The organism is Cellulomonas sp. GTC20042, from assembly GCF_055389595.1.
Map to the genome: position 1 here is coordinate 1 of NZ_AP043678.1, position 15,781 is coordinate 15,781.

General features: G+C 71.4%; 14 protein-coding genes and 2 tRNA genes. 14 read left to right on the forward strand and 2 right to left on the reverse strand.

What is annotated here, in order from left to right:
* The first annotated feature begins 100 nt into the window (after nucleotides 1-100).
* From dnaA to ACZ5HG_RS00055, 11 genes are all read left to right on the forward strand, one after another.
* Entirely contained in the window at nucleotides 101-1,573 is a 1,473-nt protein-coding gene (gene dnaA / locus ACZ5HG_RS00005; RefSeq protein ID WP_464179377.1) for a chromosomal replication initiator protein DnaA, read from the forward strand.
* 698 nt (nucleotides 1,574-2,271) lie between these two features.
* The gene (dnaN, locus tag ACZ5HG_RS00010; protein ID WP_464179379.1) at nucleotides 2,272-3,402 is read left to right on the forward strand and encodes a DNA polymerase III subunit beta; all 1,131 of its coding nucleotides are present in this window, start codon (nucleotides 2,272-2,274) and stop codon (nucleotides 3,400-3,402) included.
* Between the two features lie 65 nt (nucleotides 3,403-3,467).
* Nucleotides 3,468-4,445: a phosphogluconate dehydrogenase (NAD(+)-dependent, decarboxylating) gene (gene gnd / locus ACZ5HG_RS00015; RefSeq protein ID WP_464179381.1), complete on the forward strand. Its 978-nt coding sequence runs from the start codon at nucleotides 3,468-3,470 to the stop codon at nucleotides 4,443-4,445.
* Between the two features lie 19 nt (nucleotides 4,446-4,464).
* Complete coding sequence (recF, locus tag ACZ5HG_RS00020; RefSeq protein WP_464179383.1) at nucleotides 4,465-5,700, forward strand: DNA replication/repair protein RecF; 1,236 nt, start codon at nucleotides 4,465-4,467, stop codon at nucleotides 5,698-5,700.
* Nucleotides 5,690-6,310, forward strand: a complete 621-nt coding sequence (locus ACZ5HG_RS00025; RefSeq protein WP_464179385.1) for a DciA family protein — start codon at nucleotides 5,690-5,692, stop codon at nucleotides 6,308-6,310. The genes recF and ACZ5HG_RS00025 overlap by 11 nt, the downstream gene beginning before the upstream one ends.
* A gap of 243 nt (nucleotides 6,311-6,553) precedes the next feature.
* Nucleotides 6,554-8,548: a DNA topoisomerase (ATP-hydrolyzing) subunit B gene (gene gyrB, locus ACZ5HG_RS00030; protein ID WP_464182225.1), complete on the forward strand. Its 1,995-nt coding sequence runs from the start codon at nucleotides 6,554-6,556 to the stop codon at nucleotides 8,546-8,548.
* A gap of 73 nt (nucleotides 8,549-8,621) precedes the next feature.
* Nucleotides 8,622-11,234, forward strand: a complete 2,613-nt coding sequence (gene gyrA / locus ACZ5HG_RS00035; RefSeq protein ID WP_464179387.1) for a DNA gyrase subunit A — start codon at nucleotides 8,622-8,624, stop codon at nucleotides 11,232-11,234.
* Nucleotides 11,231-11,929 (forward strand): DUF3566 domain-containing protein, encoded by a 699-nt coding sequence (locus ACZ5HG_RS00040; protein ID WP_464179389.1) that lies wholly within the window; start codon nucleotides 11,231-11,233, stop codon nucleotides 11,927-11,929. The genes gyrA and ACZ5HG_RS00040 overlap by 4 nt, the downstream gene beginning before the upstream one ends.
* A gap of 99 nt (nucleotides 11,930-12,028) precedes the next feature.
* A tRNA-Ile gene (locus tag ACZ5HG_RS00045) sits at nucleotides 12,029-12,102 on the forward strand.
* Between the two features lie 22 nt (nucleotides 12,103-12,124).
* Nucleotides 12,125-12,244: a DLW-39 family protein gene (locus ACZ5HG_RS00050; protein ID WP_464179391.1), complete on the forward strand. Its 120-nt coding sequence runs from the start codon at nucleotides 12,125-12,127 to the stop codon at nucleotides 12,242-12,244.
* Between the two features lie 48 nt (nucleotides 12,245-12,292).
* Nucleotides 12,293-12,365 (forward strand) — tRNA-Ala (locus ACZ5HG_RS00055).
* Here ACZ5HG_RS00055 and ACZ5HG_RS00060 read toward each other — a convergent pair.
* Nucleotides 12,339-12,920 (reverse strand): GNAT family N-acetyltransferase, encoded by a 582-nt coding sequence (locus ACZ5HG_RS00060; protein ID WP_464179393.1) that lies wholly within the window; start codon nucleotides 12,918-12,920, stop codon nucleotides 12,339-12,341. The genes ACZ5HG_RS00055 and ACZ5HG_RS00060 overlap by 27 nt on opposite strands.
* Nucleotides 12,921-13,017: 97 nt before the next feature.
* On the opposite strand from ACZ5HG_RS00060, the gene ACZ5HG_RS00065 reads away from it, so the two are divergent.
* Complete coding sequence (locus ACZ5HG_RS00065; protein WP_464179395.1) at nucleotides 13,018-13,209, forward strand: hypothetical protein; 192 nt, start codon at nucleotides 13,018-13,020, stop codon at nucleotides 13,207-13,209.
* Between the two features lie 79 nt (nucleotides 13,210-13,288).
* On the opposite strand, the gene ACZ5HG_RS00070 is transcribed toward ACZ5HG_RS00065, so the two are convergent.
* Nucleotides 13,289-14,182, reverse strand: coding sequence for a hypothetical protein (locus tag ACZ5HG_RS00070; RefSeq protein ID WP_464179397.1), 894 nt, complete (start codon nucleotides 14,180-14,182; stop codon nucleotides 13,289-13,291).
* A 162-nt stretch (nucleotides 14,183-14,344) separates the two neighbouring features.
* Here ACZ5HG_RS00070 and ACZ5HG_RS00075 point away from each other — a divergent pair, with 162 nt between their 5' ends.
* Together ACZ5HG_RS00075 and ACZ5HG_RS00080 are read left to right on the forward strand one after the other, a co-directional pair.
* Nucleotides 14,345-14,884 carry a peptidylprolyl isomerase gene (locus ACZ5HG_RS00075; RefSeq protein ID WP_464182227.1) on the forward strand — a complete coding sequence of 180 codons (540 nt, stop codon included), beginning with the start codon at nucleotides 14,345-14,347 and terminating at the stop codon, nucleotides 14,882-14,884.
* Between the two features lie 7 nt (nucleotides 14,885-14,891).
* The gene (locus ACZ5HG_RS00080) at nucleotides 14,892-15,743 is read left to right on the forward strand and encodes a rhomboid family intramembrane serine protease (RefSeq protein ID WP_464179399.1); all 852 of its coding nucleotides are present in this window, start codon (nucleotides 14,892-14,894) and stop codon (nucleotides 15,741-15,743) included.
* Nucleotides 15,744-15,781: the final 38 nt, after the last annotated feature.

The following is a 15,781-nucleotide window of genomic DNA, read 5'->3' on the forward strand; positions in this document are numbered from 1 at the left end:
ATCAGGCGTCGGGCGTCACGCACAGGTGTGGACAAGTCTGTGGATGCGGGTTCGGCGTGCGACACTCGACCACGCAGTTGACGACGGCAGCGAGGTACAGGTGGCAGCACAGGACGATCAGCTCACGCAGGTCTGGTCGACCGCCGTGGCCGAGCTCGAGGTGAGCCCGGACATCACGCCGCGTCAGCTCGCCTTCGTCCGGCTGGCGAAACCGCTCGGCCTGCTCGACGACACGATGCTGCTCGCGGTCGGCAACGACCTCACCAAGGACTACCTGGAGACGCGGGTCCGCGCGGAGGTCTCCGAGGCGCTGACCTCGGCGCTCGGCCGCGACGCCCGGTTCGCGATCACGGTCGACCCCTCGCTGGAGACCGGCGCCGCCCCCCTCGCCACGCCGCCCGCACCGGCAGCGGCCGCCGAGGCGGACGCCCTGCCCTCCCCCGCCGCCAGCGGGCACCCGAGCGCCGGCGACGCCGCCGAGATCGAGCAGCGCGAGCCGTTCCGGCGCCAGCCCGCCGGCCCCACGCCGAGCGTCGAGCCGGCCCGGCTGAACCCCAAGTACCTGTTCGAGACCTTCGTCATCGGCTCGTCCAACCGCTTCGCGCACGCCGCGGCGGTGGCGGTCGCCGAGGCACCGGCCAAGGCCTACAACCCGCTGTTCATCTACGGCGACTCGGGTCTGGGCAAGACGCACCTGCTGCACGCGATCGGGCACTACGCCCGCAACCTGTACCCCTCGGTGCGGGTGCGCTACGTGAACTCCGAGGAGTTCACCAACGACTTCATCAACTCCATCGGTGAGGGCCGGGCGGGGGCGTTCCAGCGCCGCTACCGCGAGGTGGACGTCCTCCTCATCGACGACATCCAGTTCCTGCAGGGCAAGGAACAGACGATGGAGGAGTTCTTCCACACGTTCAACACCCTGCACAACGCGAACAAGCAGGTCGTGCTGACCTCCGACCTGCCGCCGAAGCAGCTCAACGGCTTCGAGGACCGGATGCGCTCGCGCTTCGAGTGGGGCCTGATCACCGACGTGCAGCCGCCGGACCTCGAGACCCGCATCGCGATCCTGCGCAAGAAGTCGGCCAACGACAAGCTCCAGGCGCCGGACGACGTGCTGGAGTACATCGCGTCGAAGATCTCGACCAACATCCGCGAGCTCGAGGGCGCGCTGATCCGGGTCACCGCCTTCGCGAACCTGAACCGGCAGCAGGTCGAGCTGTCGCTGGCGGAGATCATCCTCAAGGACCTGATCACCGACGACGACCAGGCCGACATCACCGCCACCGCCGTGATCGGCCAGACCGCCGCGTACTTCGGGCTGACGATCGAGGACCTGTGCGGATCCTCCCGCTCGCGGGTGCTGGTGACCGCGCGCCAGATCGCCATGTACCTGTGCCGTGAGCTCACCGACCTGTCGCTGCCGAAGATCGGGCAGGCGTTCGGTGGGCGCGATCACACGACGGTCATGCACGCCAACCGCAAGATCCGCGAGCTGATGGCCGAGCGGCGCTCGATCTTCAACCAGGTCACCGAGCTGACCAACCGGATCAAGCAGGAGAGCCGCGGCTGACCCGCACCTCCTGATCCCGAGGGCCCCGGACCGACACCCGTCGTCCGGGGCCCTCGTCGCACCGAGACCTTCCAGGTGAACTCCAGGGATCGATGGGACGAATTCACACCTGTGGACGAACCTGTGGACGACGGTGGACGACGCCCCCGGTTCGTGTGGACGGCTCCTGCGTCCTCGGTGGACAGGAAATGACGACGATCGGTCCGTCCACCGTCGCTCGCGTCGTCCACCGTGGTCCTGCACACGACACGCACAGCGGCACGAGCCCGCTGACCTGCGACGACAGGCGTTGTCCACACAGTGCACACCGGTGACGACGACGACGAACAATATCTAGAGGAGAGATCCACAGCCCGTCAGTGCCCTGCCGGCCCGACCGACGACCGGCACCTCGGACCGACCGCACGAGCCGAGGACTGACCGCAGGATCCGTCCTGGAGAACGTTCTGACCCTGTGGACGGTGTCCACAGGCCGAAAACCGTCTCCCAGAGCCGACGAGAGCGACGCGCTCACGCGAGCACAGCACCCCTCGTCGCGGTACCGGAGGCATGTCGTCTCGCGTAGTGTTCGGTCCGACTGCCCGCACGGTGCCCCCACCGTCTGCACGGCCGTCACCACGCACGACAGACCAGGGGCCCCGCGCCCCGCGCACCAGCACCGGGATCGCCCGCGATCCCCCTGACCGAGAGGGTGGGGCATGAAGTTCCGCGTCGAACGTGACGTCCTCGCAGAAGCCGTCACGTGGATCGCTCGCAGCCTGCCCACCCGTCCCCCGGTCCCCGTGCTGGCCGGTGTCCGCATCGAGGCCGAGGCCGACGGCACCCTGCGCCTGGCGAGCTTCGACTACGAGGTGTCCGCGCGGTCCGAGATCCCCGCCGACGTGAGCGAGCCGGGCAGCGTCCTGGTCTCCGGGCGTCTGCTGGCCGAGATCTCCCGCGCGCTGCCCGCCAAGCCGGTGGACGTGTCGCTCGACGGCACCAAGGTCACCGTCACCTGCGGCGCCTCGCGCTTCACCCTGCTCACCATGCCGGTCGAGGACTACCCGCAGCTGCCGACGATGCCGGCGCTGACCGGCACCGTCGACGGCGACGAGCTCACCAAGGCCGTCGCGCAGGTCACCGTCGCCGCCTCCCGCGACGACACGCTGCCCCTGCTCACCGGCGTGCGCGTGGAGATCGAGGGCGAGAAGGTCACGCTGCTCGCCACCGACCGCTACCGCCTCGCGCTGCGCGAGATGACCTGGAGCCCCGCGTTCCCGGACGTCTCCGCGGTGGCCCTGGTCCGCGCGCGCACGCTGAACGACGCGGCGAAGTCGCTCGGTGCCTCCGGCTCGGTGAACGTCGGCCTGGCCACCGGCCAGGGCGTCGACCTGATCGGCTTCGAGGCCGGCGGCCGGCACACCACCTCGCTGCTGGTCGACGGCGACTACCCCGCCGTCCGCCGGCTGTTCCCGGACGAGTCCCCGATCCACGCGGTGGTGAACACGCAGCTGCTCGCCGACGCGGCCAAGCGCGTGGCGCTGGTCGCCGAGCGGAACACCCCGATCCGGCTCACCTTCTCCGACGGCCAGGTGGTGCTGGACGCCGGTCAGGGCGACGACGCGCAGGCGTCCGAGGCGCTGGAGGCCACGCTGGTCGGCGACGACATCGCGGTGGCGTTCAACCCGCAGTTCCTGCTGGACGGCCTGGGCGCGCTGACCACGCCGTTCGTGCGGCTGTCGTTCACGCACCCGAACAAGCCGGTCGAGTTCACCGGTCAGGAGTCCCTCGAGGGCGACGACCTCCAGGAGTACCGCTACCTGCTCGTCCCGATCCGCTTCGCGAGCTGACGCCCGACCGGGTGTGACCGGCGAGACGCCCTGCCGGCTCGTCCTGGCGGTCGTCGCGCAGGAGAATGGCGCACGACAGTGCCGCCGCGTGCTGGTACCAGCCCGCGTGCGGACGGGCGACGAGAGGTGGAGCGATGCGGATCGGCCTGGTGGGTCTGGGCAGGATGGGCGCGAACATGCGCGACCGGATGCGGCGCGCAGGGATCGACGTCACGGGGTACGACCGGAACCCGGAGGTCTCCGACGTCGCGTCGCTGGCCGACCTGGTCGCCGCCCTGCCCGCCGGTGAGCGGATCGTCTGGGTGATGGTGCCGGCCGGCGCGGTCACCCGCGCGGTGGTGGACGAGCTGGCCGGTCTGCTGACCGCCGGCGACCTGGTGATCGACGGCGGCAACTCGTACTACGTCGACGACGCGGTGCACGCCGGTGCGCTGGCCGCCGAGGGCGTGCACTACCTGGACGTCGGCGTCTCGGGCGGCGTGTGGGGCCTGGAGAACGGCTACGGCCTGATGGTCGGCGGCGACGCCGCGGACGTCGAGCGCGCCATGCCGATCTTCGACGCGCTGCGCCCGGAGGGCCCGCGGGACGAGGGCTTCGTGCACGCCGGCGCGGTCGGCGCGGGCCACTACGCCAAGATGGTGCACAACGGCATCGAGTACGGCCTGATGCAGGCCTACGCCGAGGGCTACGAGCTGCTCGAGGCCAAGGACATCGTCACCGACGTCACCGGCACCATGAAGGCCTGGCAGCGCGGCACGGTCGTGCGGTCCTGGCTGCTGGAGCTGCTGGTCAAGGCGCTGGACGAGGACCACGAGCTCGAGGCGATCGAGGGCTGGGTCGAGGACTCCGGGGAGGGCCGCTGGACCGTCGACGAGGCGATCGAGGCCGCCGTGCCGCTGCCGGTGATCACGGCCGCGCTGTTCGCGCGCTTCCAGTCTCGCCAGGACGAGTCCCCCGCGATGAAGGCCGTCGCCGCGCTGCGCCAGCAGTTCGGCGGGCACGCGGTCAAGGCCGCCCCCGGCAGCACGCCCTCCGCGGGCTGATCGGTCCGCAGCGCCTTCGATGTACGTCTCGCACCTGTCCCTGACGGACTTCCGGTCGTACCACCAGGTCGACCTGGTCCTCGAGCCGGGGATCACCGCGCTGGTGGGCCCGAACGGGCAGGGCAAGACGAACCTCGTCGAGGCGATCGGCTACGTGTCGACGCTGTCCTCCCACCGCGTGCCGACCGACGCCCCGATGGTGCGTGCCGGGGCGTCGGCGGCGGTGGTGCGGTCACGGATCGTGCGCGCGCAGCCGGACGGCTCGGAGCGGGCGCTGGTGATCGAGCTGCAGCTCGGCTCCGGGCGGTCGAACCGGGTCAAGCTGAACGGTCAGCCCTCGCGGGCGCGGGACGTGGTCGGCGCGCTGCGCTCGGTGCTGTTCGCGCCGGAGGACCTGGCGCTGGTCAAGGGCGATCCCGACGGCCGGCGCCGGTTCGTCGACGAGCTCGCGGTGCAGGTCACCCCCCGGCTGTCCGGGGTGTTCTCCGAGTACGACCGGGTGGTGCGTCAGCGCACGGCGCTGCTCAAGTCGGCGGCCGGGTTCCGGGGGCGCGCGACGCCGGACCTGAGCACCCTCGACGTCTGGGACTCCCGCCTGGCGGAGCTCGGTGCGCAGGTGATCGTCGCGCGCCAGGCCGTGATCGGTGCGCTGGCCCCCTACGTCGGCCGCGCGTACGAGCAGGTCAGCGACGGTCAGGGCGCCGCCCAGGTCACCTACCGCTCCTCGCTCGCCGCCGCGCTCGCCGGCGCCGACGACCGCGACGACCCGACGTCGGCCCCGGGCAGGCACGCGACCGTCGCCGAGGTCGAGCAGCAGATGCTGGACGCGCTGGCCCGGCTGCGGCCCAAGGAGCTGGAGCGCGGGGTCTGCCTGGTCGGACCGCACCGTGACGACCTGGTGCTCACCCTCGGCGACCTGCCGGCGAAGGGCTACGCCAGCCACGGCGAGTCCTGGTCCTTCGCGCTGGCGCTCAAGCTCGCCTCCTACGAGCTGCTGAGCCACGGTCCGCTGCCCGGGTCGGTCGCCGACGAGGACCTGCTGTGGGTCGCCGACGGTGGACCGGACGGGGAGCCGGTGCTCATGCTGGACGACGTGTTCGCCGAGCTGGACTCCAAGCGTCGCGACCGGCTGGCCGGGATGGTCGCCGGGGCGCGGCAGGTGTTCGTCACCGCCGCGGTGCCGGGCGACGTGCCGGAGGCGCTGGCCGGGGCCCGGTTCGACGTGCTGGCGTCGGAGGTCGCCCGTGCCGTCTGAGCCGGAGGACGCCACCACCGGTCCGGAGGACATCGCCGGCCCGTCGGCACCTGGCGCCGCCGAGGAGCTTGTCGCCCCCGATCCGACGATCCCGGTCGCCGAGCGGCTGGACGTGACCCCCGCCGCGCAGATGGCCCGGCTCTCGCTCGCCCGGTTCCGCTCGGTGGCGCGGTCGCGCGGCTACCGCCCTGGTCAGCAGCCGCGCGGCCGGTCGGCGCTGTCCCCCGCCGAGCGCGACGCCCCCGGCGCGCACCCCCGGGACCCGCAGACCCTGTCGACCACGCTGTCCTCGCTGTTCCGGGACCGCGGCTGGGTGCAGGAGGTCTCGGTCGGCGGGGTGATCGGCCGCTGGCGGGACGTGGTGGGCGACCAGATCGCCGACCACTGCACCCCGGAGACCTTCGCCGAGGGCGTGCTGGTGGTGCGCACCGACTCGACCGCCTGGGCGCAGCAGCTGAAGATGCTGGCCCCGCAGCTGGTCGGGCGGATGGCGGAGGACCTCGGGCAGGGCGTGGTCACCGAGGTCAGGGTGCTGGGACCGGCCGGGCCGGGGTTCGGCAAGGGCAAGCGCTCGGTGCGCGGGCGGGGTCCGCGCGACACCTGGGGCTGATCCGGGGCGTTCTGAGGGGCCTACGGCGCCGGGCCAGGTAGACTAGGAAGGACATCTCTGGCGCGTCTGCGCCGGTCCGTAGTAGCCGATCTCCGCCGTCGTGGAGTGATCTGCCCTCTTCCGGGACGGGCGGGCCACACCGCCGCGTCCGAGAACTGAGGAGCACCACCGCCCGTGGCCGATCAGACACCCACCGGATCGAACCCGACGGAGCACGAGGTTCCCAGCCAGAGCGGCGAGAAGGTGGGTCGGACCGAGGTCGCGTACGACGCCTCCGCGATCACCGTCCTCGAGGGGCTCGAGGCCGTCCGCAAGCGTCCGGGCATGTACATCGGCTCCACCGGCGAGCGCGGTCTGCACCACCTGGTCTACGAGGTGGTCGACAACTCGGTCGACGAGGCGCTGGCCGGCTACTGCGACCACATCGAGATCACCCTGCTCGCCGACGGCGGCGTGCGCGTGGTCGACAACGGCCGTGGCATCCCGGTCGCGATGCACCCCACCGAGGGCAAGCCGACGCTCGAGGTCGTCATGACGATCCTGCACGCCGGCGGCAAGTTCGGCGGCGGTGGCTATGCGGTCTCCGGCGGTCTGCACGGCGTCGGCATCTCCGTGGTCAACGCGCTGTCCACCCGGGTGCACTCCGAGGTCAAGCGCGACGGCTACGCCTGGTCGATGGACTTCGCCGACGGCGGGCACCCGGTCGGCACGATCCAGCAGGGCGAGGCCACCGAGGAGACCGGCACCTCGCAGACGTTCTGGGCGGACCCGAGCATCTTCGAGACCACCGAGTACGACTTCGAGACGCTGCGCTCGCGCTTCCAGCAGATGGCCTTCCTCAACAAGGGCCTGCAGATCACGCTCACCGACGAGCGCCCGCAGCACGCGGACACCGAGGACGAGGTCGCCGGCGAGGCGCCCGCCGCGGACACCGCGCGCTCGATCACCTACAAGTACGACGGCGGCCTGGTCGACTACGTCCGGCACCTGAACGCCACCAAGAAGGTCGACCTGGTGCACCCCGAGGTCATCGACTTCGAGGCCGAGGACGTCGACCGCCGGATCTCCGTCGAGATCGCGATGCAGTGGACCAGCGCCTACTCCGAGTCGGTGCACACCTACGCGAACACCATCTCCACCACCGAGGGCGGTACCCACGAGGAGGGCTTCCGCGCGGCGATGACCTCCCTGGTCAACCGGTACGCCCGGGAGAAGGGGATCATCAAGGAGAAGGACGACAACCTCACCGGCGACGACATCCGCGAGGGTCTGACCGCCGTGCTGTCGATCAAGCTCGGCGAGCCGCAGTTCGAGGGCCAGACCAAGACGAAGCTCGGCAACACCGAGGCCAAGACCTTCGTGCAGCGCGTGGTGAACGAGCAGCTCGCCGACTGGCTGGACTCGCACCCGAACGAGGCCAAGGACGTCATCCGCAAGGCGATCCAGGCGTCCCAGGCCCGCCTCGCCGCACGCAAGGCTCGCGAGGCCACCCGGCGCAAGGGCCTGCTCGAGTCCAACTCGATGCCCGGCAAGCTCAAGGACTGCCAGTCCAACAACCCCGCCGAGTGCGAGATCTTCATCGTCGAGGGTGACTCCGCCGGCGGTTCCGCCGTGCGCGGGCGCAACCCGCGGACGCAGGCGATCCTCCCGCTGCGCGGCAAGATCCTCAACGTCGAGCGCGCCCGCCTCGACCGCGCGCTGTCGAACCTCGAGGTGCAGGCGCTGATCACCGCGTTCGGCACCGGCATCGGTGAGGACTTCGACATCTCGAAGCTGCGGTACCACAAGATCGTGCTGATGGCCGATGCGGACGTCGACGGCCAGCACATCCGCACCCTGCTGCTCACGCTGCTCTACCGGTACATGCCGAAGCTGATCCTCGAGGGCCACGTCTTCATGGCGCAGCCGCCGCTGTTCCGGATCAAGTGGTCCAACGCCCCGCACGACTACGTGTACTCGGACCGCGAGCGGGACGCGGTGCTGGCCGACGGCCAGGCGAGCGGCAAGCGGATCCCCAAGGAGAACGGGATCCAGCGCTACAAGGGTCTCGGCGAGATGGACTACTCCGAGCTGTGGGACACCACCATGGACCCGGGCAACCGCACGCTGCTCCAGGTCACCCTGGACGAGGCCGCGGCCGCGGACAACATCTTCTCCGTGCTCATGGGCGAGGACGTCGAGTCCCGTCGCTCGTTCATCCAGCGCAACGCACGCGACGTGCGCTTCCTGGACATCTGACGACGGCGCTCGCGCCCCCACCCCCGTCCGGCACGCGCCACGTGCCGGGCACCCCTGATCGAAGGACTGTGACGTGACTGAGACGACCGGCGACCACATCGAGCACGGCCGCATCGACCAGGTGGACCTGCAGCTCGAGATGCAGCGGTCCTACCTGGACTACGCGATGGCCGTGATCGTGGGCCGCGCGCTGCCGGACGTGCGCGACGGCCTCAAGCCGGTGCACCGCCGCGTGCTGTACGCCATGTACGACGGCGGCTACCGGCCCGACCGGCAGTTCTCCAAGTGCAGCCGCGTCGTCGGCGACGTCATGGGCAAGTACCACCCGCACGGCGACACCTCGATCTACGACGCCCTGGTCCGCCTGGTGCAGGACTGGTCGCTGCGCTACCCGCTGGTGGCCGGCCAGGGGAACTTCGGCTCCCCCGGCGACGACCCCGCAGCCGCCCCGCGGTACACCGAGTGCAAGATGGCCCCGCTCGCCATGGAGATGGTGCGGGACATCGACGAGGACACCGTCGACTTCCAGGACAACTACGACGGCCGCACCCAGGAGCCGACGGTCCTGCCCTCGCGGTTCCCGAACCTGCTGGTCAACGGCTCCGCCGGCATCGCGGTCGGCATGGCGACCAACATCCCGCCGCACAACCTGCGCGAGGTCGCCGAGGGCGTCCGCTGGCACCTGGACCACCCCGAGGCGTCCAAGGAGGAGCTGCTCGCGGCCCTCATGCTGCGGATCAAGGGCCCGGACTTCCCCACCGGCGCGACGATCCTCGGTCACAAGGGCATCGAGGAGGCGTACCGCACCGGCCGTGGCTCGATCACGATGCGCGCGGTGGTCGAGGTCGAGGAGATCCAGGGCCGGATCTGCCTGGTCGTGACCGAGCTGCCGTACGCGGTGAACCCGGACACCCTGGCCAAGAAGATCGCCGACCTGGTGCGCGACAACCGGGTGACCGGCATCGCCGACATCCGCGACGAGACCTCCGGCCGCACCGGCCAGCGCCTGGTGATCGTGCTCAAGCGCGACGCGGTCGCCAAGGTCGTGCTGAACAACCTGTACAAGCACACCCAGCTGCAGGACACCTTCGGCGCCAACATGCTCGCGCTGGTGGACGGCGTGCCGCGCACGCTCAGCCTGGACGCGTTCATCCGCCACTGGACCACGCACCAGATGGAGGTCGTCGTCCGGCGGACCCGGTTCCGCCTGCGCAAGGCCGAGGAGCAGATCCACATCTACCGCGGCTACCTCAAGGCGCTGGACGCGCTGGACGAGGTGATCGCGCTGATCCGTCGCTCCCCCGACGCCGACGAGGCCCGCGAGGGCCTGATGGCGCTGCTGGACGTCGACGAGGTGCAGGCGAACGCGATCCTCGCGCTCCAGCTGCGCCGGCTGGCCGCCCTCGAGCGCCAGAACATCCTGGACAACTACGCCAAGCTCGAGCACGAGATCCAGGGCTACCTCGCGATCATCGACTCCGAGGAGCTCCAGCGCGACATCGTGCGCGACGAGCTCGGCGAGATCGTCGACAAGTACGGCGACGAGCGCCGCACCACGATCCTGCCCTTCGACGGCGAGGTGTCGGTCGAGGACCTGATCGCCGAGGAGGAGATGGTCGTCACCATCACCCGCGGCGGCTACGCCAAGCGCACGCGCTCGGACAACTACCGGGCGCAGCGTCGTGGCGGCAAGGGCGTGCGCGGCGCGCAGCTGCGCGAGGACGACATCGTCGACCACTTCTTCGTGACGACCACGCACCACTGGCTGCTGTTCTTCACCAACCTCGGCCGGGTGTACCGCGCCAAGGCCTACGAGCTGCCCGAGGGCGGCCGGGACGCCAAGGGTCAGCACGTGGCGAACCTGCTGGCCTTCCAGCCCGGCGAGAAGATCGCCCAGGTGCTCGACATCCGCGACTACGAGCAGGCCGAGTACCTGGTGCTCGCCACGCAGCGCGGCCTGGTGAAGAAGACCCGCCTCGCCGAGTACGACTCCAACCGCTCCGGCGGCGTCATCGCGATCAACCTGCGCGAGGACGAGGACGGCCTGCCGGACGAGCTGGTCTCCGCGCGGATCGTCGACGCCACGGACGACCTGATCCTGGTGTCCCGCAAGGGGCAGTCGCTGCGGTTCACCGCCACCGACGAGGCGCTGCGCCCGATGGGTCGCGCCACCTCCGGCGTCACCGGCATGAAGTTCCGCGCCGAGGACGAGCTGCTGGCGCTGGACGTCGTGCGCGAGGACGCCTTCCTGTTCACGGTGACCGAGGGCGGCATCGCCAAGCGCACCGCGCTCTCCGTCGAGAACTACCGCGTGCAGGGTCGTGGCGGCCTCGGCATCAAGGTCGCGAACCTGCCCGAGGCGAACGGCGACCTGGTCGGCGCGCTGGTCACCGACGCGGACGACGAGGTGCTGGTGATCATGGAGCGCGGCAAGATCGTGCGCTCCGCCGTCGCCGAGGTGAACGCCACCGGCCGCACCACCCAGGGCGTCATCTTCGCCAAGCCCGACAACGGGGACCGGATCATCGCGGTCGCGCGGAACATCGAGCGCCACCTGGGCGACGATGCAGGTACCGTGGACGACGACAACGGCTCGACGGGTCCCTCCCCCGCGGTCGAGGAGATCACCGCCGCCACAGCGCCGGACGCACCGGTGGCTGACGAGACCCCCGAGGAGGATGCATGAGCGACACCCCGCCGTCCATCCCGCCCCGCAAGACCCCCGCGCAGTCGTCCACGAAGACCGGGTCGACACCGGCCGTGAGCAAGCCCGCGACCTCGTCGGGCACGTCCACGGCGTCGACCACCCGGCCGGCCACCGGGCGCACGCCCGCCGCCGCGCGGACCGGTGCCACCACGGCGACCGCGAGCACCACCACGGCCACGCCGTCGGCTGCCTCGACGGACACCTCGCGCCCGTCGACCCCGGCCGCGACGCCGTCTCCGACGCCCGCCGCCGAGAAGACCCCGGCCCGTCCCGCCGCTGCGAGCACCCCGGCCCCTGCGGCCGCGTCGAGCACCGGCCCGCGCCGGGTGCGCCTGGCGGTGTCCCGGGTGGACCCGTGGTCGGTCATGAAGCTGTCGTTCCTCATGTCCGTCGCCGCCGGCATCATGCTCGTCGTCGCGACCGTCGTGGTGTGGCTGACCCTGGACGGCCTGCACGTGTTCTCGACGATCAACGACCTGGCGACCGAGATCCTCGCGGACACCGACGTCGACATCATGCAGTACATCGAGCTGAACCGGGTGGCCTCCGTCGCGACCCTGATCGCCGTGGTGGACGTCTTCCTGATCACCGCGCTGGCGACCATCGGTGCGTTCCTCTACAACATCACGGCGGCGCTCGTCGGTGGCGTGCACGTCACCATGACCGACGACTGACGAGGTGCCCGCCCCGATCGGCCGACGCCGGTTTGGGCGGGCTGCCCCTGCTGGGGTAGTCTCATCCGGCACGCGGACGTCCAGACGTCACGCGCGCACGGGCCTATAGCTCAGACGGTTAGAGCGCTTCCCTGATAAGGAAGAGGTCAGAGGTTCAAGTCCTCTTAGGCCCACTCCCGAGCCCTGGGGGTCCCCATGAAGAAGCTGTTGCTCCTTGCGGCCCTCGCCGCTGCCGGTTACGTCGCCTACCAGCGCTACGTGCAGGAGCGCGACGACCGGGACCTGTGGGCCGAGGTCAGCGACGACGTCGCCTGATCGTCCACCACCAGCCGCTCGGCGGCACGGGTCGCAGGACGACCCTCGGGGGCCATGGCGCAATTGGTAGCGCACCTGCTTTGCAAGCAGGGGGTTAGGGGTTCGAGTCCCCTTGGCTCCACTCCTCGCGCAGCAGCGCGTACGTGTACGAGTCCACCCACCGCCCGTCGCGCAGCAGCGAGTCCGCGCGGTGCGAGCCCTCCCGACGCATCCCGAGCCGCTCCATCAGCCGCCACGAGGGCGTGTTCTCCGCGAAGCAGCCTGCGGTGATCCGGCGCAGGCCGAGCTGCTCGAAGGCGGCGCGCACCAGCCGGCCGGCAGCCTCCGTCGCGAACCCCCGGCCGTGGTGCACGGGGTCGAAGGCCCAGCCGATCTCGGCCTGCGTGCCCCGGGCCTGCTCGACGATCTCGCTCTGCGCCCAGCCGTCCTCGACGCGGAGGAACAGGTCGCCGATCACGGTGCCCTCGTGCAGCACGGGGAAGGTGTACGGGAGCCGGTCCGGCGCGACGAAGCGGACCGTGAACAGGGTCTGGTCGTGCGCGTCGGCGGTCATCCAGCGGGCGACCTCGGGCAGGCTCCGGTACCGCCAGACGGCGTGGGCGTCCTGCGGGGTGGCGGGGCGCACGGTGAGGCGCTGGGTGGTCAGCGGCCAGGTGATCGCGGCGTCGGCAGTCACGCTCGCAGGCTAGCGCCGGTGGCGGTCTCGGCGCGGGCGTGTGCAGGTCTGGTGCGGATCGCCCCCCGGGCAACGCGCGGTCTCCTACGGTCGGGGCATGACCCGTCGGCAGGCTTTGGTGGCGCTCGCGTGGATCGCGGCGTTCGTGATGGTCGTTGCCGGCGTGGCGGCTGTGCTGGTCGGCCGGGTGGCGGTGGACCGGTTCGAGCGGGTGGATCCGGCGGCGTTCCGGTGGGATCTCGACCCGGATGACCGGATCACGCCGGTGCCGCGCGCGACCACGCCCTGAGCGACGGCGGGAGGACGCGCGAGGCCCGGCACCCCTCCCACGCGGGGAGCGGGTGCCGGGCCTCGTCGGAGTCGGGGGCTCAGGCCTCCGGCGCGGCGTCCGTGTCCGGCTTCTTGGCCGGTGAGCGGCGCGGGGCGGCCTTCTTGGCGGCCTCGGTGACCTTCTCCGCGGCCTCGGTGACCTTCTCGGTGGCCTCGGAGACCCGCTCCTCGACGTCCTCGCGGACCTCAGCGACCTTCTCCGCGGCCTTCTTGGTGGCCTCGCGGCCCCGGGCGACGGCCTCGCCGGCCGCCTCGCCCACGGCCTCCGCGGCGTCACCGGCCCGCTCGCGCAGGTGCGCCGCGGAGGCGGCGGGCGCCTCGGGCTCCCACGGCTCGGCCCACGGGTCGGTGGTGCTGCGGCTGCGCGTCCAGGCGAACGCGGCGGCGCCGGCACCGACGATCGCGGCGACCAGGAAGAAGCGCTTGGCGCCCTTGCCCTTCTTCTTCTCTGCCTTCTCGACGGCCTTGGCGGCGCCGGCTGCGGCTGCGGAGAGCGCGGCGGGGGCCTCGGTCGCCTTGTCGGCGGCCTTCTCGATGACCGCGCCCGCGCGCTCGGCGGCGTCGTTGACGGCCTGCACGAGCCGGGGGAGCAGGTCGTCGACGAGCTTGTCGTGCGCGCTGTCGAGCACCGGCGCGGCCTTCTCGGCGGCCTTCTCGACGCGCGGCGCGGCGGCCTTCACGCTCTCCTTGTACAGGTGGTCGATCCGCGGGATCAGCCACTCGATCGCGGCCTCGACACGCGGCGCCGTCCACTCGTAGGCCTGGCCGGCAGCCTCCTTGGCGCTGCTGGCGGCCTCGGCGGCGATCTTCGACGCGCCGTCCGCGGCCTTGCCGCTCGCGTCGGCGAGCACGGCGCCGACGTCGGCTGCCTGGTCCTTCAGCTTGTCCGTCTGAAGGTGGTCGGTGACGGTTCCGAGCTTGCTACGTCCCATGTCCACTCACTCCCGCTCCACGCTGGTCGATGACCTCCCACTCTGCCACCGCGGAGCCCTTCGCGCAGGTGGCTGGCGTGCTCCGGTGCCGCGGTTCGTCCCGCGGCGAACACCCGGGCAGCGGCCGGACCGGGCGCGGGGCAGCGTGGGAGGATGACGGGCATGTACGCGACCCTGCACACCAACCGTGGTGACATCCGCCTCGAGCTCTTCGAGAACCACGCCCCGGCCACCGTGGAGAACTTCCGCGGCCTGGCGACCGGCGAGAAGACCTGGACCGACCCTTCCACCGGCTCCGAGCAGAACCGCCCGCTGTACGACGGCGTGATCTTCCACCGCGTCATCGACGGCTTCATGATCCAGGGCGGGGACCCGCTGGGCTCCGGCCGTGGCGGCCCGGGCTACACCTTCGACGACGAGATCCACCCCGAGCTGCGGTTCTCCGAGCCGTACCTGCTCGCGATGGCCAACGCCGGCCTGCGCCGCGACCCGATCTCGGGCGCCGTGGGCGGCACCAACGGCTCGCAGTTCTTCATCACCGTGACCGCGACGCCGCACCTGAACGGCAAGCACACCATCTTCGGCAAGGTGGCCGACGACGAGAGCCGCGCGGTGGTCGACGCCATCGCCACGACGGCGACCCGTCCCGGCGACCGCCCGGTCGAGGACGTCGTGATCTCCTCGGTCTCCTTCGAGGGCTGATCGACCGATGACCTCCCCGCAGCCGGGCGCTGCTGCTCCTGAGATCCCGGTCTGCCCGCGGCACCCCGACCGCATCGCCTACGTGCGGTGCCAGCGGTGCGGCCGGCCGACCTGCCCGGAGTGCCAGCGCCCGGCCGCGGTGGGTGTGCAGTGCGTGGACTGCGTCGCCGAGGCGGCGCGTCAGCAGCCCGCCGCCCGTACGGCCTTCGGCGGACGCTCCACCGGCGGACGTCCGGTGGTCACGATCACGCTGATCGCGCTGTGCGTGGCGAGCTTCGTCGCGCAGCAGCTGATCCCCGGCTGGACGAGCCGCTGGGCGTTCTCGGCGGCCGCCGGCGAGGTGGAGCCGTGGCGGTTCCTCACCTCGGCGTTCCTGCACGCGCCGAACCAGATCCTGCACATCGCGATGAACATGATCGCGCTGTGGTCGGTGGGGCCGTTCCTGGAGGCGTCGCTCGGGCGCTGGCGCTTCACGGCGCTCTACCTGCTAAGCGCCCTGGGCGGCTCGGTGATGTTCCTGCTGTTCGCCGACCCGTACGGCCTCTCCTGGCTCACCGGCCTGTACGGGGCGTCCGGCGCGGTGTTCGGGCTGTTCGGCGCGGTGCTGGTGGTGCTGCGACGGCTCGGGCGCTCGGCGGGGCCGATCCTGGGCGTGCTGGCGATCAACGCGGTGCTCGGCTTCGTGCTGCCGGGGATCGCCTGGCAGGCGCACCTGGGCGGCGCGATCGTGGGCGCGGCCCTCGGTGCGGCATTCGCCTTCGCCCCGCGCGAGAAGCGGTTGCCGGTGTCGATCGGCGCCTGCGTGGCGACCTTCGTGGTCCTCGCAGGAGCCGCCCTGGTGACCTACGGGGCGGTCTGACGCTCGTCCCCAGCGTTGCTCACACCTGTGGAACTACA